The 18,318-nt window shown below is 62.1% G+C and carries 14 protein-coding genes and 1 tRNA gene; 5 read left to right on the top strand and 10 right to left on the bottom strand.

All coding sequences use genetic code 11. The features are described 5' to 3' along the window. Positions 1-60: 60 nt before the first annotated feature. From cmoB to lon, 4 genes are all read right to left on the bottom strand, one after another. Positions 61-1,023 carry a tRNA 5-methoxyuridine(34)/uridine 5-oxyacetic acid(34) synthase CmoB gene (cmoB, locus tag DNJ95_RS03130; RefSeq protein WP_131183263.1) on the bottom strand — a complete coding sequence of 321 codons (963 nt, stop codon included), beginning with the start codon at positions 1,021-1,023 and terminating at the stop codon, positions 61-63. Next, positions 1,020-1,763, bottom strand: coding sequence for a carboxy-S-adenosyl-L-methionine synthase CmoA (gene cmoA, locus DNJ95_RS03135; protein WP_131183264.1), 744 nt, complete (start codon positions 1,761-1,763; stop codon positions 1,020-1,022). The genes cmoB and cmoA overlap by 4 nt, the downstream gene beginning before the upstream one ends. 153 nt (positions 1,764-1,916) lie before the next feature. Beyond that, positions 1,917-2,315 (bottom strand): protease inhibitor I42 family protein, encoded by a 399-nt coding sequence (locus DNJ95_RS03140; protein WP_131183265.1) that lies wholly within the window; start codon positions 2,313-2,315, stop codon positions 1,917-1,919. Positions 2,316-2,714: 399 nt separating this feature from the next. Next, positions 2,715-5,111 carry an endopeptidase La gene (gene lon, locus DNJ95_RS03145; protein WP_131183266.1) on the bottom strand — a complete coding sequence of 799 codons (2,397 nt, stop codon included), beginning with the start codon at positions 5,109-5,111 and terminating at the stop codon, positions 2,715-2,717. A 296-nt stretch (positions 5,112-5,407) separates the two neighbouring features. On the opposite strand from lon, the gene DNJ95_RS03150 reads away from it, so the two are divergent. Continuing rightward, entirely contained in the window at positions 5,408-7,417 is a 2,010-nt protein-coding gene (locus DNJ95_RS03150) for a TonB-dependent receptor (RefSeq protein ID WP_131183267.1), read from the top strand. Positions 7,418-7,489: 72 nt separating this feature from the next. Here DNJ95_RS03150 and DNJ95_RS03155 read toward each other — a convergent pair whose 3' ends face one another. Continuing rightward, positions 7,490-8,395 carry an EamA family transporter gene (locus DNJ95_RS03155; RefSeq protein WP_131183268.1) on the bottom strand — a complete coding sequence of 302 codons (906 nt, stop codon included), beginning with the start codon at positions 8,393-8,395 and terminating at the stop codon, positions 7,490-7,492. Positions 8,396-8,656: 261 nt separating this feature from the next. Here DNJ95_RS03155 and DNJ95_RS03160 point away from each other — a divergent pair, with 261 nt between their 5' ends. Both DNJ95_RS03160 and DNJ95_RS03165 read left to right on the top strand, forming a co-directional pair. Next, the gene (locus DNJ95_RS03160; RefSeq protein WP_131183269.1) at positions 8,657-10,867 is read left to right on the top strand and encodes an OsmC domain/YcaO domain-containing protein; all 2,211 of its coding nucleotides are present in this window, start codon (positions 8,657-8,659) and stop codon (positions 10,865-10,867) included. A 51-nt stretch (positions 10,868-10,918) separates the two neighbouring features. After that, positions 10,919-11,248 carry a hypothetical protein gene (locus tag DNJ95_RS03165; protein WP_131183270.1) on the top strand — a complete coding sequence of 110 codons (330 nt, stop codon included), beginning with the start codon at positions 10,919-10,921 and terminating at the stop codon, positions 11,246-11,248. A 137-nt stretch (positions 11,249-11,385) separates the two neighbouring features. Here DNJ95_RS03165 and DNJ95_RS03170 read toward each other — a convergent pair. The 4 genes from DNJ95_RS03170 to metG all read right to left on the bottom strand — a co-directional run bounded on the left by DNJ95_RS03170 (position 11,386) and on the right by metG (position 15,710). Next, positions 11,386-11,459 (bottom strand) — tRNA-Gly (locus DNJ95_RS03170). 72 nt (positions 11,460-11,531) lie between these two features. Further along, positions 11,532-12,734 carry an ISL3 family transposase gene (locus DNJ95_RS03175; protein ID WP_131183271.1) on the bottom strand — a complete coding sequence of 401 codons (1,203 nt, stop codon included), beginning with the start codon at positions 12,732-12,734 and terminating at the stop codon, positions 11,532-11,534. 733 nt (positions 12,735-13,467) lie between these two features. Then, a complete protein-coding gene (locus DNJ95_RS03185) occupies positions 13,468-13,677 on the bottom strand; it encodes a cysteine-rich CWC family protein (RefSeq protein ID WP_131183272.1) in 210 nt (69 codons plus the stop codon). Further along, the gene (metG, locus tag DNJ95_RS03190) at positions 13,677-15,710 is read right to left on the bottom strand and encodes a methionine--tRNA ligase (RefSeq protein WP_131183273.1); all 2,034 of its coding nucleotides are present in this window, start codon (positions 15,708-15,710) and stop codon (positions 13,677-13,679) included. The genes DNJ95_RS03185 and metG overlap by 1 nt, the downstream gene beginning before the upstream one ends. Positions 15,711-16,034: 324 nt before the next feature. On the opposite strand from metG, the gene apbC reads away from it, so the two are divergent. Then, positions 16,035-17,123 (top strand): iron-sulfur cluster carrier protein ApbC, encoded by a 1,089-nt coding sequence (gene apbC, locus DNJ95_RS03195; protein ID WP_131183274.1) that lies wholly within the window; start codon positions 16,035-16,037, stop codon positions 17,121-17,123. A 71-nt stretch (positions 17,124-17,194) separates the two neighbouring features. Here the strand turns inward: apbC and DNJ95_RS03200 are convergent, their stop codons facing one another. Further along, positions 17,195-17,404 (bottom strand): cold-shock protein, encoded by a 210-nt coding sequence (locus tag DNJ95_RS03200; protein WP_131183275.1) that lies wholly within the window; start codon positions 17,402-17,404, stop codon positions 17,195-17,197. A gap of 302 nt (positions 17,405-17,706) precedes the next feature. Between DNJ95_RS03200 and dcd the strand changes: the two genes are divergently transcribed. After that, positions 17,707-18,273 carry a dCTP deaminase gene (gene dcd, locus DNJ95_RS03205; RefSeq protein WP_131183276.1) on the top strand — a complete coding sequence of 189 codons (567 nt, stop codon included), beginning with the start codon at positions 17,707-17,709 and terminating at the stop codon, positions 18,271-18,273. Positions 18,274-18,318 lie beyond the last annotated feature (45 nt).

Here is an 18,318-nt window from a genome sequence, read left to right on the forward strand (position 1 = left end):
AGGATCGCGGGATGCTCTCTTCAAGCTTCAAGCTTCAAGCTTCAAGCCTGAGGCGGCTTCTCAGGCCTTGCGGGCGACGATCACCGCGCGCATCGGGGCGGGCAGACCTTCGATCGTTTTGCCGTGATCGTCGGCATCGAGGAAGTCAGGCAGTGACTGGTAGCGCATCCATTCGGTGGAGCGCTGTTCCTGAATGCTGGTGACGCTGACATCGACGCAGCGGATATCCTCGAAGCCTGCCCGCCGCAGCCACAGTTCGAGTGCCGCCACCGATGGCAGGAACCAGACGTTGCGCATCTGTGCATAGCGGTCTTCGGGAACCAGCACGCTGTGCCGGTCGCCTTCGATGACCAGGGTTTCCAGCACCAGTTCGCCGCCTTTGAGCAGGCAGTCGCGCAGCTCCAGCAGATGGTCGATGGGAGAGCGCCGATGGTAGAGCACCCCCATGGAAAACACCGTGTCGAAGCCTTCGAGGCGGGCGGGCAGTTCTTCGATGCCGATGGGCAGGTGCCAGGCCGGGGCGTCCGGCAGGTAGCGTTTCATGGCCTGGAACTGGCAGAAGAACAGCCAGTTCGGGTCGATGCCGACCACGCTGTCGGCACCCGCGCCAAGCATGCGCCACATGTAGTAGCCGTTGCCGCAACCGACATCGAGTATGCGCTTGCCCTGGAGGTCCAGGTGCGGGCTCACGCGGCTCCACTTCCAGTCGGAGCGCCATTCGCTGTCGACATGGATACCGAACAGTTCGAAGGGGCCCTTGCGCCAGGGCGAAAGGCCCATCAGTGCCTGGCGGATGCTTTCCCGTGTTGTGTCATCGCATTCGCCATGCAGGCGGAAGCTATCACTCAGGCCCACGGCCTGGGGCGTGAGCGCAGGCAGGGCATCGACGGTGCGGCTCCAGCGCGGCAGGTCGCCATGCCCGACCGCCAGCCGGGCATCCAGTTGCGCCTGCTGGGCCTGGCTCCAGGCGGCCAGCGGTGTGTGGGCCATATGCCTGGCCAGGGCAGTCAGGTCGAGGTTCATGGCAGGGCGATCAGCGAGGCGAAGTTGAGGCACTGGAACCAGGGCGTGACGGACGAGAATCCGGCCTCCAGCAAGCGCTGGCGATGGGTTTCCAGGCTATCGGGTTTCATCACGTTCTCGATGGCGCTGCGTTTCTGGGCGATTTCCAGTTCGCTATAGCCGTTGGCCCGCTTGAACGCGACATGCAGGTCGGTCAGCAGTTCATGCTGGTGCGGTTCTTCGAAACGCAGTTTTTCCGAGAGGATCAACGCGCCGCCGGGCAGCAGGGCCTGCCTGATCTTGCGCAGCAGTTCAGGGCGCCGCGGCGGTGGAATGAACTGCAGGGTGAAATTCAGCGCCACCAGTGAAGCCGCTTGCAAGTCCAGTTCGAGGATATCGCTCTCGATCACATTCACCGGGAGCAGTTCCTGGAACATCGCATCCTGCGCGTGCAGGTATTCACGGCAGCGTTCGAGCATCGCGTGCGAGTTGTCCACGGCGATCACCCGGCAGTTGTCGGTGCGCACATGGCGGCGCAGGGCCTGGGTGACGGCGCCCAGCGAGCAACCCAGGTCGTAGAGCTGGCTGTCGGGTTGGGCGAAGCGGGCCGCGAGCACGCCGATGTTTTCCACGATGGTGGGGTAACCGGGCACCGAGCGCTTGATCATGTCGGGGAAGACGCGCGCGACATCTTCATTGAATACGAAGTCTTTTATCTGGCCCAGTGGCTGGGCGAACAGACGGTCAGGGTCGTGGCTCACGGGCGGGTCGGCTAGAGGAACGGGGCGGGCATTATAGGAGTAGCGGCCGGCGCAGGCTACCGGACCAGGGCGATGCGCTCGAAGCGCCGGGAACCGCGCTGGAAGGCTTGGGCTGGACGACAGGTAGCCCGAAACCGTCCAGCCTTGTTTTCGCTATTCCACTTCGATCCGGCAATCGAACAGGTCGGCGGGTTCGCTATTGTTTTCCCATGGCCGCTGGTAGCTCAGGATCAATCGGCCGGTACCAGGCTGTATGGCCTGGAAGCGCCAGGTGGAGGTGCCGTCCGCACCGACCACATCCTTGCGTGAGGAGTGGAAGACTTCCGGGCCGAGGCTTTTCAGGATATCGCCGGAGGTTTCTTCGATCTTCCAGCGATAGCCCGTGCTGGGGTTGCTGACCAGGTCGAGGCTCAGCGTCTGGCCGCTCTGCAGTTTCAACGGGCAATTCTTGTCATCGTTGACGATCAGGCCGCTGCCCGATGGCGTGGCGCTACAGGCGCCGAGCAGCAGGGCGGCAATGGGGGAGAGCAGGCGCAAGGATGTTCCGGACATGATCGCTTCCATCTGGATATGTGCCGACAGCATAGCGGGCCTGGCGATAAAGGTCAGGCCCGCATACGTTCAACATAGCGCCCCGGGTGGCGCGCATGAAATCTCGATTCGATCCATGGCCGTGGGGGGCGGGTTATCGTGCATGCCTCGTTGCGACTGGATTGGCAATGGTGTGCCTGGTTATAGAGCTTTAGAGCGCTATCTCGGGTTCATCGTCCCGCCACCAGGCATTCGCACAGCCACTCTTCAGCAGCGTCTGTGGGAAAGAGCCGGCGACAGCACGGGCATCAGGACACCGCCAGCGGCCTACGATAAAACGCACACTTGCTGGCCAGTCCGGTCGCACTGTCCCGCCCCCTGAAGCAGGGCATATACCTGCCCGGGAGCGACGGTGGGCGTTCATGCGGTTGTCGGGAACAGCACCCTGGCCACATCGTCGAAGCGCCTGGCGAAGTGTACGCTCAGGCCTTCCTTGAGGTAGTCGGGCAGTTCCTCGAAGTCGCCCCGGTTGGCTTCCGGCAGTATCAGTTCGAAGATCTTCTGCCGGCGTGCGGCGATGACCTTCTCGCGTACGCCGCCGATCGGCAGTACATGCCCGGTCAGGGTCAGCTCGCCGGTCATGGCCACGTCTTTTTTCACCGGCTGGTTGCGGGCCAGGGACAGCAGGGCGCTGGCCATGGTGATGCCGGCACTGGGGCCATCCTTGGGCGTGGCACCTTCCGGGACATGCAGGTGGACGAAGGCTTCGTCGAAGAAACCGGCATCCGCCCTGAAATCCTCCAGGTGCGAGCTTACGTAGCTGTAGGCGATTTCCGCGGATTCCTTCATGACCTCGCCCAGTTGCCCGGTGAGCTTGAAGCCGCGGTTGAGGGTGTGGATACGGGTAGCCTCGATCGGCAGGGTAGCGCCACCCATGCTGGTCCAGGCCAGGCCGGTGATCACACCGACGCCGCTGAGCACCTGCTCGGTGCGGAACACCGGCTTGCCGAGGTGCCGTTCCAGTTCCTTCGGTGTGATACGGACTTTCAGGTCTGGATCTTCGAGCAAGCGTATCACCGTCTTGCGCACCAGTTTGCCGAGCTGCTTCTCCAGTTGGCGCACGCCGGCCTCGCGGGCGTAACCCTCGATCACCTGCCGCAACGCGCTGTCGCTGATGGCCAGGCGCCCTTTGGGAATACCGGTCTTCTCCAGCAGGCGAGGCCAGAGGTGGCGTTTGGCGATGGCGAGCTTTTCCTCGGTGATATAGCCGGACAGGCGAATCACTTCCATGCGGTCGAGCAGCGGGCCGGGAATCGAGTCCAGGGTGTTGGCGGTGCAGACGAACAGCACCTTGGACAGGTCCAGGCGCAGGTCCAGGTAGTGGTCGAGGAAGTCGACGTTCTGCTCCGGGTCGAGGGTCTCCAGCAGGGCGGAGGCGGGGTCGCCCTGGTAGCTGGCGCCCATCTTGTCGATCTCGTCGAGCATGATCACCGGGTTCATCACCTCGACATCCTTGAGTGCCTGCACCAGCTTGCCGGGCTGGGCGCCGATATAGGTGCGCCGGTGTCCCTTGATTTCCGCTTCGTCGCGCATGCCGCCGACGCTGAAGCGGTAGAACGGCCTGCCCAGGGACTCGGCGATGGAGCGGCCGATGCTGGTCTTGCCGACGCCGGGAGGGCCGATCAGCAGCACGATGGCACCGCTGATTTCGCCCTTGAAGGCGCCGACGGCGAGGAATTCGAGGATGCGGTTCTTGATGTCATCCAGGCCCGCATGGTGTTTGTCGAGCACTTTGCGCGCGCGCTTGAGGTCCAGCTTGTCCTTGCCGTGCACGCCCCACGGCAGGGCGGTGGCCCAATCCAGGTAATTGCGGGTCACGGCGTATTCCGGCGAGCCGGTTTCCAGGATAGAGAGTTTGTTCAGTTCCTCGTCGATGCGTTTGCGCGCGGCCGGCGGCAGTACCTTGCCTTGCAGGCGCTGCTGGAACTCGTCGGTATCGGCGCTGCGGTCGTCCTTGGTGATGCCCAGCTCGCGCTGGATGATCTGCAACTGCTCCTTGAGGAAGAACTCCCGCTGGCGATCGCCGATCTTCCGGTTCACCTCGGCGGACAACTCGTTCTGCAGGTGGGCGACCTCGACTTCCTTGCGCAGCAGCGGTAGCACTTTTTCCATGCGCTTGAGGATCGGCACGCAGTCGAGCACCTCCTGCAGCTCATTGCCTGGCGCGGTGGTCAGCGCCGCCGCGAAGTCGGTCAGTGGCGATGGCGCATTGGGGCTGAAGCGGTTGAGGTAATTCTTCAGCTCTTCGCTGTACAGCGGGTTGAGCGGCAGCAACTCCTTGATGGCGTTGATCAGCGCCATGCCGTAGGCCTTCACCTCGTCACGCGGGTCTTCGTCGCTCTGCGGGTACTCGACTTCCGCCAGGTAGGGCGGCTGGCGGTGCAGCCAGCCGCGGATGCGCACCCGTGCCATGCCTTGGGCGACGAACTGCAATTTGCCACCCTCACGCGAGGCATGGTGGATGCGCACCATGGTGCCGTGTTCCGGCAGGCGCTCCGGGTCGAAGGGTTCGCCGGGGGCTGGCGGGCTGTCGAGATAGAACAGCGCCAGCCGCTTGTGCGGCGTGTTGGCGACCCGCTCCAGGGTCTCTGCCCAGGGCTCCTCGTTGACGATGACCGGCAACACCTGGGCCGGAAAGAAGGGGCGGTTGTGAATCGGGATGATGTAGAGCTTGTCAGGCTGCTCCTGGTCCGGCAGCGCCAACTGGGTGGCGGAGATGAGTTCCTGATCGGCATTCCGGTCGGCGTTGTCGTTCATTACTGCACCTTGGCTTCATACGTATTGGATAGATGGGGCGGTGGCCTGTGCTTTTCAACAGGTATACGCATGGACCCGTCCCGGTGTCGGGCTGTCGTGGTGTTCCGCAGGTCTGCGCCATGGGCATCGGATCTGGAGAGCGATAAGCTTTAAATGTTACGTAATAACATGGTAATTTGTTTCTGCTTTGTCTCTCGACGCCCTGATGGGGCCCACCGTTCTGCAATTTCGTTCCTTTTCCGTGTGCCGGGGTATCCGCCACGGCTGTGGGGCGAGGTACCTTTCTGGAGAATTACATGCAACTCATGCGTCATCCCCTGGCCTGGGCCGTGAGCCTGGCCTTTGTCTCCTGCGCCTGGGCCGATGAGCCAGTCAGACTGGACTCATCGGTGATCAGTGCCAGCCCGCTGTCCAGCCAGCGCCATGAAATGACGACTCCGGTCGAGGTGCTCGAAGGCGATGAACTGATGAAGCGCCGGGCGGCGACGATCGGTGAAACCCTGGACGGGCTGCCCGGGGTCAACTCCAGCAGTTTCGGCCCCGGTGTCGGCAGGCCGGTGATCCGCGGCCTGGATGGTGCCAGGGTGAAGGTGCTGAGCGACGGTGTCGAGGTACTGGATGCCTCTACTATCAGCCCTGACCATGCGGTGACCATCGAGCCCTTGCTGGCTGAGCGGATAGAGGTGCTCAAGGGCCCGGCGAGCCTGCTCTACGGTGGTGGCGCGATTGGTGGTGTAGTGAATGTCATCGACAAGAAAGTCCCGACCCGGGTGCCGGAAAAAGGCTATGAGGGCGAGGCGGAGATTCGTGCCAACAGCGTGGCGAACGAAGGTGCCGGTGTGTTCGGTATCACTGCGGGAAGTGGCAACTTTGCCGTTCGCGCCGAAGGCAGCAAGAGCCAGGCCAACGAATACGACATTCCCTCCTCCGCGGGAAAGCAGGAAGGCGCCTATAACGACACCGACAGCTTTTCCCTGGGCGGCAGCTTCATCGGTGAACGCGGCTACATAGGACTGGCCTACAGCGAGCAGAACAAACGCTACGGTCTGCTGGCCCACGAACATGCCGATTGCCATGCCCATGGGGCAGGTGACTGGCATTGCGGGAGCCATGACGACCATGACCATGACGAAGAACATGGCGAAGTGCCCTATATCAATATGGAGCAGAAGCGCTGGGACCTGCGTGGCGATCTCCAGGACCCGTTGCCAGGCTTCGAGAAGGCCAGGCTGCGTGTGGGGCACAACCAGTATCGGCATGATGAAATCGAAGGTGATGAAATCGGCACCCGCTTCAAGAACGATGCGACCGATGCCCGTATCGAACTGACTCACCAGCCGCTGTTCGGCTGGCGTGGCGTCCTGGGTGCACAGACCCTGCGGCGTGACTTCGAAACCACCGGGGAAGAGGCCTATGTGCCGCCGACCGTGACTCGCAACCACGGTATCTTCCTGCTGGAAGAGTACAGCGCCGGGGCCTGGCGCTATGAGCTGGGCCTGCGCCACGAGTGGCAGAATATCGATGCCGAAGGCGCCAGGGATACCCGCCATGATGGGACTTCCGTCTCGGCCGGGGCGGTCTGGACCTTCGCCCCCGAGTACTCCCTGGGCTTCTCGCTGTCCCGTTCGCAGCGCCTGCCGACGGCCGAAGAGCTCTACGCCAACGGCCCGCACGCGGCATCGCGTACCGTCGAACTGGGCGATGCGAACCTGGATGAAGAAACCTCGCACAATGCCGAGCTGACCCTGCGCAAGTTCGCCGGACGCACGACCTTCAGCTTCAGCCTGTTCCGCAACCAGGTGAACGACTTCATCTATGCCGCCGATACCGGTCATGACGTGGGTGGTGGCTATCGCGAAATCGAATACCGGCAGCAGGATGCGGTATTGACCGGGGTCGAAGGCGAGGTGCGTTTCCAGGCAAGCGAAGCGACTGCCTTTACGCTGTTCGGCGACCATGTGCGTGGCAAGCTGCGCGATGGCGGCGGCGATCTGCCACGCATCCCGGCCGACCGCCTCGGCGTACGGCTGGAGCAGCGCTTCAGTCCCGCCATCGACGGGCAACTGGAGTTCTACCGTGTGCAACGCCAGGACAGTATCGCTTCCTATGAAAGCGAAACCGCCGGCTACAACATGCTGGGAGCCGGGCTCAGCTACAGTGGTTCGCTGAGCCAGACCGACTACACCCTCTACCTGAAAGGCAACAACCTGCTGGACGAGAAGGCGCGCAACCATACCTCGCTAATCAAGGATGAGGTGCTGCTGCCTGGGCGTAACCTGATGGTGGGCGTTCGCCTGGCGTTCTGATCGTGTTCTATCGGGATGGCCCGTACTTCACGGGCCATCTCCGGCTCGCTCCCGACGGTGTGCAACGCACCGTCAGCGATGCCGGTAGCTCAGCAGCAGAATGCCGCTGAGCACGATGGCGCCGCCCAGCATCTGCAATGCATTCAGCGTTTGCCCGAGAATCAGCCAGCCCAGCACCAGGGTCGCGACCGGTTCGATGTTCATCACGGGCGCGTTGCGCTGCATGTCGAGGCGCGGCATGGTGACGAACAGGATGGAAAACCCGGTTCCGTAGAGCAGCGCCAGCACGCCAAGCGCCAGCCAGCCGTGCAGGTGTTGCGGCAGTCCGAGCGCCGAGGGCATCAGGTCGGTAGCGCCGATCAGTGCCGCACTGGAGAACACCACCGACATCGACAGCAGGCTGCGTACCGAGCCGCGCATATCCTGCAACTTATGGTCCGACACCCAGAGTGCCGAGGCGAACAACAGCGCCCCGCACAGGGCCAGCAACACGCCATTTTTCCAGGTTGTGGAAACGGGGCCGCTGCCGGCGAGTTGTCCGGGTACGTCGAGGGCGCATACCAGGCCCACCAGGATCAGCAGCATCAGCAGGCCCTGGCGCAGGCTCGGCCTGGGGCCACCAAGCCCCCAGGTCAGCAAGGCCAGCAGAATGGGAAACAGATTGGCCACCAGCAGAGCCAGCGCGACCGGTATGCGAGCCACCGCGGAGTAGAGGCAAAGACTCTGCCCGGCGATAAGAAGCCCCAGCAGGATCTGCCAGCCCCAGGCATACCTGCCCAGGCGAATGGCATGGCCCTGCCAGACGATGATTACCCCCAGTACCAGCGCGGTGGCTCCCGAGCGGCACAGCACGGCCAGCAGAACGCCGGTGCCGTCATCGAAGGCGATACGCGCAGCGATATGGTTGCCGGCAAAGGCACAACCCAGTGCCAGCAGGAGCATGACGGCAAGGCGGCGCGGTAGCAGGGTGGTAGGCATCGGTAATGAAAACGGAGCTACGGAAGGGGGCGCTAACATGCCCTGATTCCAGGAGCACGGCAAGTGAGCGATGCGCGCCCGTCAGGGCAGTCGGGGGAGAGAAACATGCGCAGCCCAAGGCCACAGGCATGCCCTCGAGACGGGCCCGCAACGGGCACAGCGCCACGAATCTTTTGTCCAGTGCCGGAAAGCCCGGGATTTTCGCCCGAAAAACCGGATAATGCCGGCCGATTCGTCTTGCTCGCTATCCTGGTGCCCCGCATGGAAATAAAGGTCAACTTTCTCGACAACCTCCGGCTCGAAGCCCGGTTCGATGACTTCACGGTGATTGCCGACCAGCCGATCCGCTACAAGGGCGATGGCTCGGCGCCGGGGCCGTTCGACTATTTCCTGGCATCCTCGGCCTTGTGCGCGGCCTATTTCGTCAAGCTCTACTGCCAGACGCGCAACATTCCCACCGAGAACATCCGGCTGTCGCAGAACAACATCGTCGACCCGGAGAACCGCTACCAGCAGATCCTCAAGATCCAGGTCGAGCTGCCCGAGGACATTTCCGAGAAGGACCGCCAGGGCATCCTGCGTTCCATCGACCGTTGTACCGTGAAGAAGGTGGTGCAGACCGGCCCCGAATTCATCATCGAGGATGTCGAAAACCTCGACGCCGATGCCCAGGCGCTGCTGATGCCGGTGCTGGACAGCACCACCCGCATCCCGGGCAAGGACCTGCCACTGGAGCAGACCATCGCCAATATGTCCGGCATCCTGGCGGGCCTTGGCATGAAGATCGAGATCGCTTCGTGGCGCAATATCGTGCCCAACGTGTGGTCGCTGCATGTCCGTGATGCGCATTCGCCGATGTGCTTTACCAACGGCAAGGGGGCGACCAAGGAAAGCGCCCTGGCGTCGGCGCTGGGCGAGTTCATCGAGCGGCTGAACTGCAATTTCTTCTACAACGACCAGTTCTGGGGCGAGGACATCGCCAACGCGGCGTTCGTGCATTACCCGGACGAGCGCTGGTTCAAGCCGGGGCGCAAGGACGCGCTGCCGGCAGGAATCCTCGACGAGCATTGCCTGGCGATCTACGACCCCGAGGGCGAGCTGCGCGGCTCGCACCTGTACGACACCAACTCCGGCAACACGGCGCGGGGCATCTGTTCGCTGCCGTTCGTGCGCCAGTCGGATGGCCAGGTGGTGTATTTCCCGTCCAACCTGATCGAGAACCTCTACCTCAGCAACGGTATGAGCGCCGGCAACACCCTGGCCGAAGCCCAGGTGCAGTGCCTGTCGGAAATCTTCGAGCGTGCGGTGAAGCGGGAAATCCTCGAAGGCGAACTGGCCCTGCCGGACGTGCCACAGGACGTGCTGGCCAAGTACCCGAGTATCCTCGCCGGTATCCAGGGGCTGGAAGAGCAGGGCTTCCCGGTGCTGGTCAAGGATGCCTCGCTCGGCGGTGAATTCCCGGTGATGTGCGTCACCCTGATGAACCCGCGTACTGGCGGTGTGTTCGCCTCGTTCGGCGCGCACCCGAGCTTCGCGGTGGCGCTGGAGCGCAGCCTGACCGAGCTGCTCCAGGGCCGCAGCTTCGAGGGCCTCAACGATCTGCCCCAGCCGACCTTCGAAAGCCAGGCGCTGACCGAGCCGAACAACTTCGTCGAACACTTCATCGACTCCAGCGGCGTGGTGTCGTGGCGCTTCTTCAGCGCCAGGGCCGACTTCGAGTTCGTCGAGTGGGACTTCTCCGGCCAGGGTGAGGGCGCCAACGCCGAAGAAGCCGCGACCCTGTTCGGCATCCTCGAAGGCATGGGCCATGAGGTCTATATGGCCGTGTATGAGCACCTGGGGGCCACGGCCTGCCGCATCCTGGTGCCGGGGTACTCGGAGGTCTACCCGGTGGAAGACCTGATCTGGGATAACACCAACAAGGCACTGGCGTTCCGCGAAGACATCCTCAACCTGCACCGCCTGGACGATGCCGGCCTGCAGGCATTGGTCGAGCGCCTGGAAGACAGCGAACTGGATGACTACACAGACATCACCACCCTGATCGGCGTCGAGTTCGACGACAACACCACCTGGGGCCAGTTGACCATCCTGGAGCTGAAGCTGCTGATCCATCTCGCCCTGCAGCGACTGGAAGAGGCGAAAGAGCTGGTCGAGGCCTTCCTGCAGTACAACGACAACACGGTCGAGCGCGGCCTGTTCTACCAGGCCATGAATGTGGCGCTGGAGGTGGTACTGGACGACGAACTGGAAATGGGCGACTACCAAGCCAACTTCCGCCGTATGTTCGGCAATCCGCGCATGGACGCGGTACTGGGCTCGCTGGACGGCAGCGTGCGCTTCTTCGGCCTGGCGCCCACGAGCATGAAGCTGGAAGGTCTCGACCGGCACCAGCGGCTGATCGACAGCTACAGGAAACTGCACGCTGCACGGGCCTGTGCCGTGTCTTCCGCGGGGACCGTCGGAACGTGACATTGGGCAAGGCTGTCCTTTTATCGAGAGATACTCAGGAGAGCCTTTGCCATGTACCCCAGAACCCCGGATGGCCGTTACTTCGTCGTCAAGGAAAGGCTATGGCGCTGCAGCGATCCGGCACTGTCGGAAGAGCGGCGGCAAAGGCTGGTGAACGAGCTGATGCAGGCGCGCCGAGAGGTAAAGCAGGCCAAGGCCAATGACGATGCCGCCGCGCTGAAGGTAGCAAGGGCAAGGGTCGATGCCAGCAAAATTGCCCTGGGTGAGCGCGGCGCGCCCTGGTGGAACGATGGCAGCCCCGACTACAACCGTCAGCGTGTCACTCGAACACCCTATGCAGAGTGGTTCCTGGCGCTGACGGGCCAGCAGGGAGAGCGCTGACTCAACGCACCTGAGGCCAGCTCTCTGTCACCGGGCAAGCCCTCTGCCGTTTTCGACACTTCTTCGATACTTCTGTCCCCTGAAATGCAAAAAGCCCCGAAAATCCTTTGATTTTCAGGGCCTTGGGTGAAGCAATCTGGAGCGGGCGATGGGAATCGAACCCACGGCTCTAGCTTGGGAAGCTAGGGTATTACCATTATACGACGCCCGCTATAAGCGGTAGCCGGAGCTGTCCGCGAATTGCAGGGTGCTTTTTACCAGAAGCGGCTGCGGAAAAAAAGGTTCATCGCACTTTCCCGGGGAAGGCGGCCTTGATTTTCAGGAAGAAGTAGTCCGAGTCCCGGAAGCCATAGGCCATGCGCTTGATCACCTTGATGCGGTTATTCACACCCTCCAGCAGGCTGGTATGCATCGGGAAATTGGCGCTGGCGAGGATGCCGCGGATATAACGCCCGAGGTTTTTGGCGAAACGCTGTAGTGGTGCCAAGCCACTGTCACGGGCCTGCCGTAGCCAGGCCCGCCAGCGTTGCCAGCCTTCCCATACGCTCGGGGCGTACCAGACTTCCTTCAATGCGTCCTTGAGCACATAAACCGTAGCCAAGGGTTGGTTGGCGGCGAGCAGTTCCTGCAACTGCACGGCTTGTCCGTCCTTGAGGTTCTCAGGGTTGCGCAGGAGCAGCCAGCGACTGCGCTTGACCACTTTGCGTGCCGGTTTGTCGTCGCGCAGGAGGTTGGCCTGATCGACACGAATGCGGTCGATCACCTCACGCCCGTAGCGCGCCACCACATGGAACAGGTCGTACACCACTTCGGCTTGAGGGCAATGCTGCTTCACCTCCAGATCGAAGGCGGTGTTCATGTCCATCGCCACCGCTTCGATTTGCTGGCAGCGCTCACCGAGCAACTCGAAGAACGGTCGAATGGCCTCACGGCTATTGCCGTGACCAACCCACAGCACCCGCGTTCGCTCGGCGTCCATGATCACCGTGGCGTAGCGGTGGCCTTTGTGCAAGGAGAACTCATCCATCACCAGGCGACGCACGGCGCCCGGCTCGAAGGCCCCGACCTGCGTCTCCAGGCGGCGTTTGTCGAGCGCCTTGAGGGTGTGCCAGTGCAAGCCGGTCAGTTGGCTGACGTGGCTGATGGGCAGTATCCGCAGCAAGCCTTCGAGCCAGGCCCGTAAACGCTGAGTCAGACGGGAAGCCGGCTCCAGCCAATCGATCCGCTCGGTCACTCGCCCACAGCGCAGGCAGTCGACGCGACGCATGGGCAGTTGGAGCAGGACTCGTTGATCCAACAAGTCGCGGTCACGTACTTGGCGCAGGCGCCGCTCATGAATCAATGGACTGGGCTGCTGACAGCGCCCGCACCGGGGCACTTGCGTGGCTTGGGGTTCCAGCTCAATCAGCAGGGTGTTTTCAGCTACGGGGCGAGAGGCGACGACTTCGTAGCCTGGCCAGAAAGCGGCAAGATCAATAGGATGCATGGCGACAGCAGGGACAGGTGAAGGGTGTGTTTGGCGACTGCCAATTTACCTGCTTCCCTGCCTGTCAACTCGCTCTTCCCCCAGAGTCCGCGATGAACCGAAAAAAAGCCTGTTGTGCAGGGCGATCGCATGAAACCCCGGTCCGTGGTCGTGGGAGCCGGGTAGCAGTGGGTAGCCAAGTTGCGGGTGGATGGGTAATCACGTATGTGTTTCATCGTAGGCCGCTGGCGGTGTCCTGGTCCCCGTGGTGTCGTGAACCCGGCCAGCCCCGCTACGCAACACGCATGAACCCTTCGCTAATATGAATAAGGAGGGCGCTCTTCGCCGGTATCCCTGTCGACGAAGGTTTCGTAGCGGGGTTGGCCGGGCTTGCAGCAAATACCGTGGCGACTATGGAAAGAGCTGTCGGCGCAGTACCGAATCATCCGTAGGGCTGGCTCTTTCCCGCAAGCGCCACTGATAGTGGCTGTGCGGATGCCAGGTGGCGGGATGGGGCCTTCGCCGCCAGGGATGGCGGCGAAGAACTACAGGGAGGCATTCCGCGTGCCACGTCCCGCCGCCAGGCATTCGTACAGGGACGATGAGCCAGAGATCGCGCTCTACAGCTCTATAGCCAGACACACTATTTGCCAATCCAGTCGCCCTGCCTCGCCCACCTAGGCAGGGCATATGCCCTCCAGGATGAACGTCCTTGGTTGGATTTGGCGATATGCAGTTCGCGGGCCAGCCGCTTCTACGGAGTGTCGGTGTCTGTCATCTTGGCACAGGCGGGGCACAGGCAGGCCTTGCCCCGGGATGCCTGTGGGATGCGCTCCAGCGCCTGGCGGTCGATATGGGTATGGAAGCACCAGCAGTCCCCCGTCGGGTCGCAGATGTTCGATTGCCCGCACAGCGGGCAGCGACTCTGGTCGAGCGGGTGGCTACCGGTACTGTTCTTTTGCACTACATCACTCGCTGGCCGGGACGGGCGCCGCTGTCCGGGCTGAGCAGGTAGATTTCTTCGCCCCCCGGCCCAGCCGCTAGCACCATGCCTTCGGAGACGCCGAATTTCATCTTGCGCGCCGCCAGGTTGGCGACATACAGGGTCAGCCGGCCTTCGAGCTCGCTCGGATCGGGATAGGCACTCTTGATACCGGAGAAGACGTTGCGCTTTGCATCGCCGATATCCAGCGTCAGGCGCAGTAGCTTGTCCGCGCCTTCGACGAATTCGGCTTTCTCGATCAGGGCGATGCGCAGGTCGACCGCGGCGAAGGCATCGAAGTCGATGGTTGCCGCCAGTGGAGCCTTTTGCAACTCGCCATTGCCCGGCTTGCTCTGGGTGGCTTCCAGGTCTTCCTTCGAGGCCTGCACCATGCCTTCGACCTTTGCCGGCTCGATGCGGGTCATCAGCGGCGTGAAGGGGTTGAGCCGATGTCCGGTGAGCAGGCTGCGATGATCGTCCCAGGTCAGTGGCGGCACATTGAGGAAGGTCTCGGCGGCGCGGGCCAGGTTCGGCAGTACCGGCTTGAGGAATATCACCAGTTGGCGGAACAGGTTGATGCCCTGGGCACAGATCGCCTGTACCTCGGCCTGCTTGCCTTCCTGCTTGTTCAGCGCCCAGGGGGCCTTGTCGGCGATCCAGGCGTTGGCGCGGTCGGCCAGTGTCATGATCTCGCGCATGGCGCGGGCGAAGTCACGGATCTCGTAGGCTTCGGCGATCGACGGTGTGGCGGCCAGGAAGGCTTCGTTCAACTCGGGGGCGGCCGATTCGGCGACGATGACGCCGTCGTTGCCCTTGAGGATGAAGCCGGCGCAGCGGCTGGCGATATTGACCACCTTGCCGACCAGGTCCGAGTTGACCTTCTGCACGAAATCCTCGAGGTTCAGGTCCAGGTCGTCCACACCGCGTCCGAGCTTGGCTGCGTAGTAGTAGCGCAGGTATTCCGGGTCGAGGTGCTGCAGGTAGGTGCGTGCCTTGATGAAGGTGCCGCGCGACTTGGACATCTTCGCGCCGTTCACCGTCAGGTAGCCGTGCACGTTGATGCCGCTCGGTTTGCGGAATCCCGCGCCTTCGAGCATGGCCGGCCAGAACAGGGCATGGAAGTTGATGATGTCCTTGCCGATGAAGTGGTACAGCTCGGCTGTCGAGTCCTCGCTCCAGAACGTGTCGAAATCCAGATCTGGGCGGCGTGCGCAAAGGTTCTTGAAGCTGGCCATGTAGCCGATCGGCGCGTCCAGCCAGACGTAGAAGTACTTGCCGGGTTCGCCGGGAATCTCGAAGCCGAAGTAGGGCGCGTCGCGGCTGATGTCCCACTCCTGCAGGCCGGCATCCAGCCACTCGGCGAGCTTGTTGGCCACCGACTCCTGCAATGTGCCGCTACGGGTCCACTGCTCCAGCATCGCTTGGAATTCCGGCAGCTTGAAAAAGAAGTGCTTGGAGTCCCTGAGTACCGGCACCGCGCCGGAAATAGCCGAGCGCGGATGCTTCAGTTCGGTCGGCTCATAGGTGGCGCCGCATTTCTCGCAGTTGTCGCCGTACTGGTCTTCCGCCGCGCATTTCGGGCAGGTGCCCTTGATGAAGCGGTCGGCGAGGAACATGCCTTTGTCCGGGTCGAAGTACTGGGTCACCGAGCGCGTGGCGATATGGCCGGCGGTGGACAGGCGGCCATAGATGAGCTCCGACAGCTCGCGGTTTTCTTCCGAGTGGGTCGAGTGGAAGTTGTCGAAGTCGACCAGGAAGTCGGCGAAGTCGGCGCTGTGTTCGGCCTGTACGTTGGCGATCAACTGCTCGGGGGTGATGCCTTCCTTTTCCGCGCGCAGCATGATCGCCGAGCCATGGGCATCGTCGGCACAGACATAGATGCACTGGTTGCCGCGCAGTTTCTGGAAGCGCACCCACATGTCGGTCTGGATGTACTCGAGCATATGGCCGAGATGAATCGAGCCGTTGGCGTAGGGCAGGGCGCTGGTGACGAGAATCTTGCGAGTTTCGGACATGGTGATCAAGGCTATATGGCTGACACGGAAAGACCGATCACTATAAAGGAAGCGTCGCGCCAGAGGCTATAAGTGCTTGGGCTGATCCAGGGTGATAGCGCTATGCCGTTATTCACCGGCAAGGTGCTTCGATAGAGGCTCTGGAGGCTGGAAAGCTGGACGAAAAAACACCGGTTGTCACGCTCTTTCGTCCAGCCTCGAGCGTTTCCAGCACTGTTTTCGGCTGTTTGTCGTGCATGGCGTGATCCGCCCTGTGTGCTGACCAGGGGCGCGGAGCTGCTGTTATCATGGCCGCCTGTTTTACTCGGTCTTTCTGGAGTGCCCATGAGCGTCGTGACCCGTCAGGCGGTTGAAGCCGTATTGCGTCAGTACACCGATCCACACTTGGGGCAGGACCCGCTCAGCGCCGGCTGTGTACGTGGCATCGATATCCGAGGCGAGCAGGTCGAGGTCCGGCTCGAACTGGGGTATGCGGCGGAGCTGTTTCGCCAGGGCTGGGCGCAGTTGCTGGGCAATGCCATCGAAAGGCTCGACGGGGTGGTTCGCGCCGATGTGCAGGTCGATTGCGTGATCGCCGCGCACAAGACCCAGGAGCGGCTGCCGGAGGTGAAGAACATCATTGCGGTGGCGTCGGGCAAGGGCGGTGTCGGCAAGTCCACCACCGCGGCCAATCTCGCCCTGGCACTGGCCCGCGAAGGCGCCAGGGTGGGCATGCTGGATGCCGACATCTATGGTCCCAGCCAGGGCATCATGTTCGGCATTCCCGAAGGAACTCGGCCGCAGGTGCGCGAGCAGAAATGGTTCGTGCCCCTTGAGGCACATGGGGTGCAGGTCATGTCCATGGCCTTTCTCACGGATGACCGCACCCCCATGGTCTGGCGCGGCCCGATGGTGTCGGGCGCCTTGTTGCAACTGATCAACCAGACGGCCTGGAACGATCTCGACTACCTGGTGGTGGATATGCCGCCGGGTACTGGCGATATTCAACTGACCCTGGCGCAGAAGGTGCCGGTGGCGGGGGCGGTGATCGTCACCACGCCGCAGGACCTGGCACTGCTGGATGCGAAGAAGGGCGTGGAGATGTTCCGCAAGGTCAATATCCCCATTCTGGGCGTAGTGGAGAACATGGCCGTGCACATCTGCTCCCATTGCGGCCATGCCGAACATCTTTTCGGCGAAGGTGGCGGCGAGCGCCTGGCGGAGCAGTTCGATGTCGAGTTGCTGGCTTCGTTGCCATTGTCCATGGCCATCCGCAGCCAGGCGGACGCAGGGTGCCCGACGGTGATCGCCGATCCGCAAAGCCAGGTTGCCATGATCTACCAGCAGGTGGCGCGAACGGTCGGGGCGCGTATCGCCCAGGGCGGGCAGGGCACTGCCCAGGCGATGCCGAATATCAGTGTCGCCGAGGATTGATCGGCCAGGTGCTGTTGCCGGAAACGAAAAAGCCCCGCACGAGTGCGGGGCTCTTCATGCAGCGGGAGGGTTCAGATGACCTGAACTTCCTCGGCTTGCATGCCCTTCTGGCCGCGGGTAGCGACGAAGGAAACGCTCTGGCCTTCTTTCAGGGTTTTGAAGCCTTCGCCCTGAATGGCGCGGAAGTGTACGAAAAGGTCGTCACCGGATTGCGGAGTGATGAAGCCGAAGCCTTTCTCATCGTTGAACCACTTGACGGTACCGGTTTGGCGATTGGACATGTGAATGTCTCCTTGAACGAAGTAAATGAAGAGTGGACGGGCGTTACCCGACCGTGACTGTGTGCAAGGAGTAAAAGGAGTCGTACCAATGATTGGATCGAAATCTAAACATGTAGCGATTCACGGTGACACATGCAGCAGCAGCCAACGCAAGATACATTATTTGCGTGGTAATGCGAATTTATTTTCACTCACTCCTCTACTCTTCGTCATGGCCTGGGGCTCTGGGGCCTTTGAAGCCGGGCGATGCCTCGGTAAGATGCGCTTCTGCAATCTTTCATCATCCAGATCGGGACGCCCGCATGAGCATCAAATCGGACAAGTGGATTCGCCGCATGGCGCTTGAACACGGCATGATCGAGCCTTTCGTCGAGCGTCAGGTGCGGGCGGAGGGCTCGAGTGCGCTGATTTCCTATGGCGTGTCGAGTTATGGCTACGATGTGCGCTGTGCCGATGAATTCAAGGTGTTCACCAATATCAATTCGGCCACGGTCGATCCGAAGAATTTCGATGAGAAGAGCTTCGTCGACGTCAAGAGCGATGTCTGCATCATCCCGCCGAATTCCTTCGCGCTGGCGCGCACGGTCGAATACTTCCGCATTCCGCGCAACGTATTGACCATCTGCCTGGGCAAGAGCACCTATGCGCGTTGCGGCATCATCGTCAATGTCACGCCGCTGGAGCCCGAGTGGGAAGGCCATGTGACCCTGGAGTTCTCGAATACCACCACGCTGCCGGCGAAGATCTACGCCAACGAAGGGGTGGCGCAGATGCTGTTCCTGGAGTCGGACGAGGAGTGCGAAGTCTCCTATCGTGACCGTGGCGGCAAATACCAGGGCCAGCGCGGTGTGACCCTGCCCAAGGCCTGACGCCACAATTCTGAGCTACAAGCTACAAACCATGGCTCTGCTTTC

The organism is Stutzerimonas kirkiae (genome assembly GCF_004327335.1).
GTDB classification, from domain to species: domain Bacteria; phylum Pseudomonadota; class Gammaproteobacteria; order Pseudomonadales; family Pseudomonadaceae; genus Stutzerimonas; species Stutzerimonas kirkiae.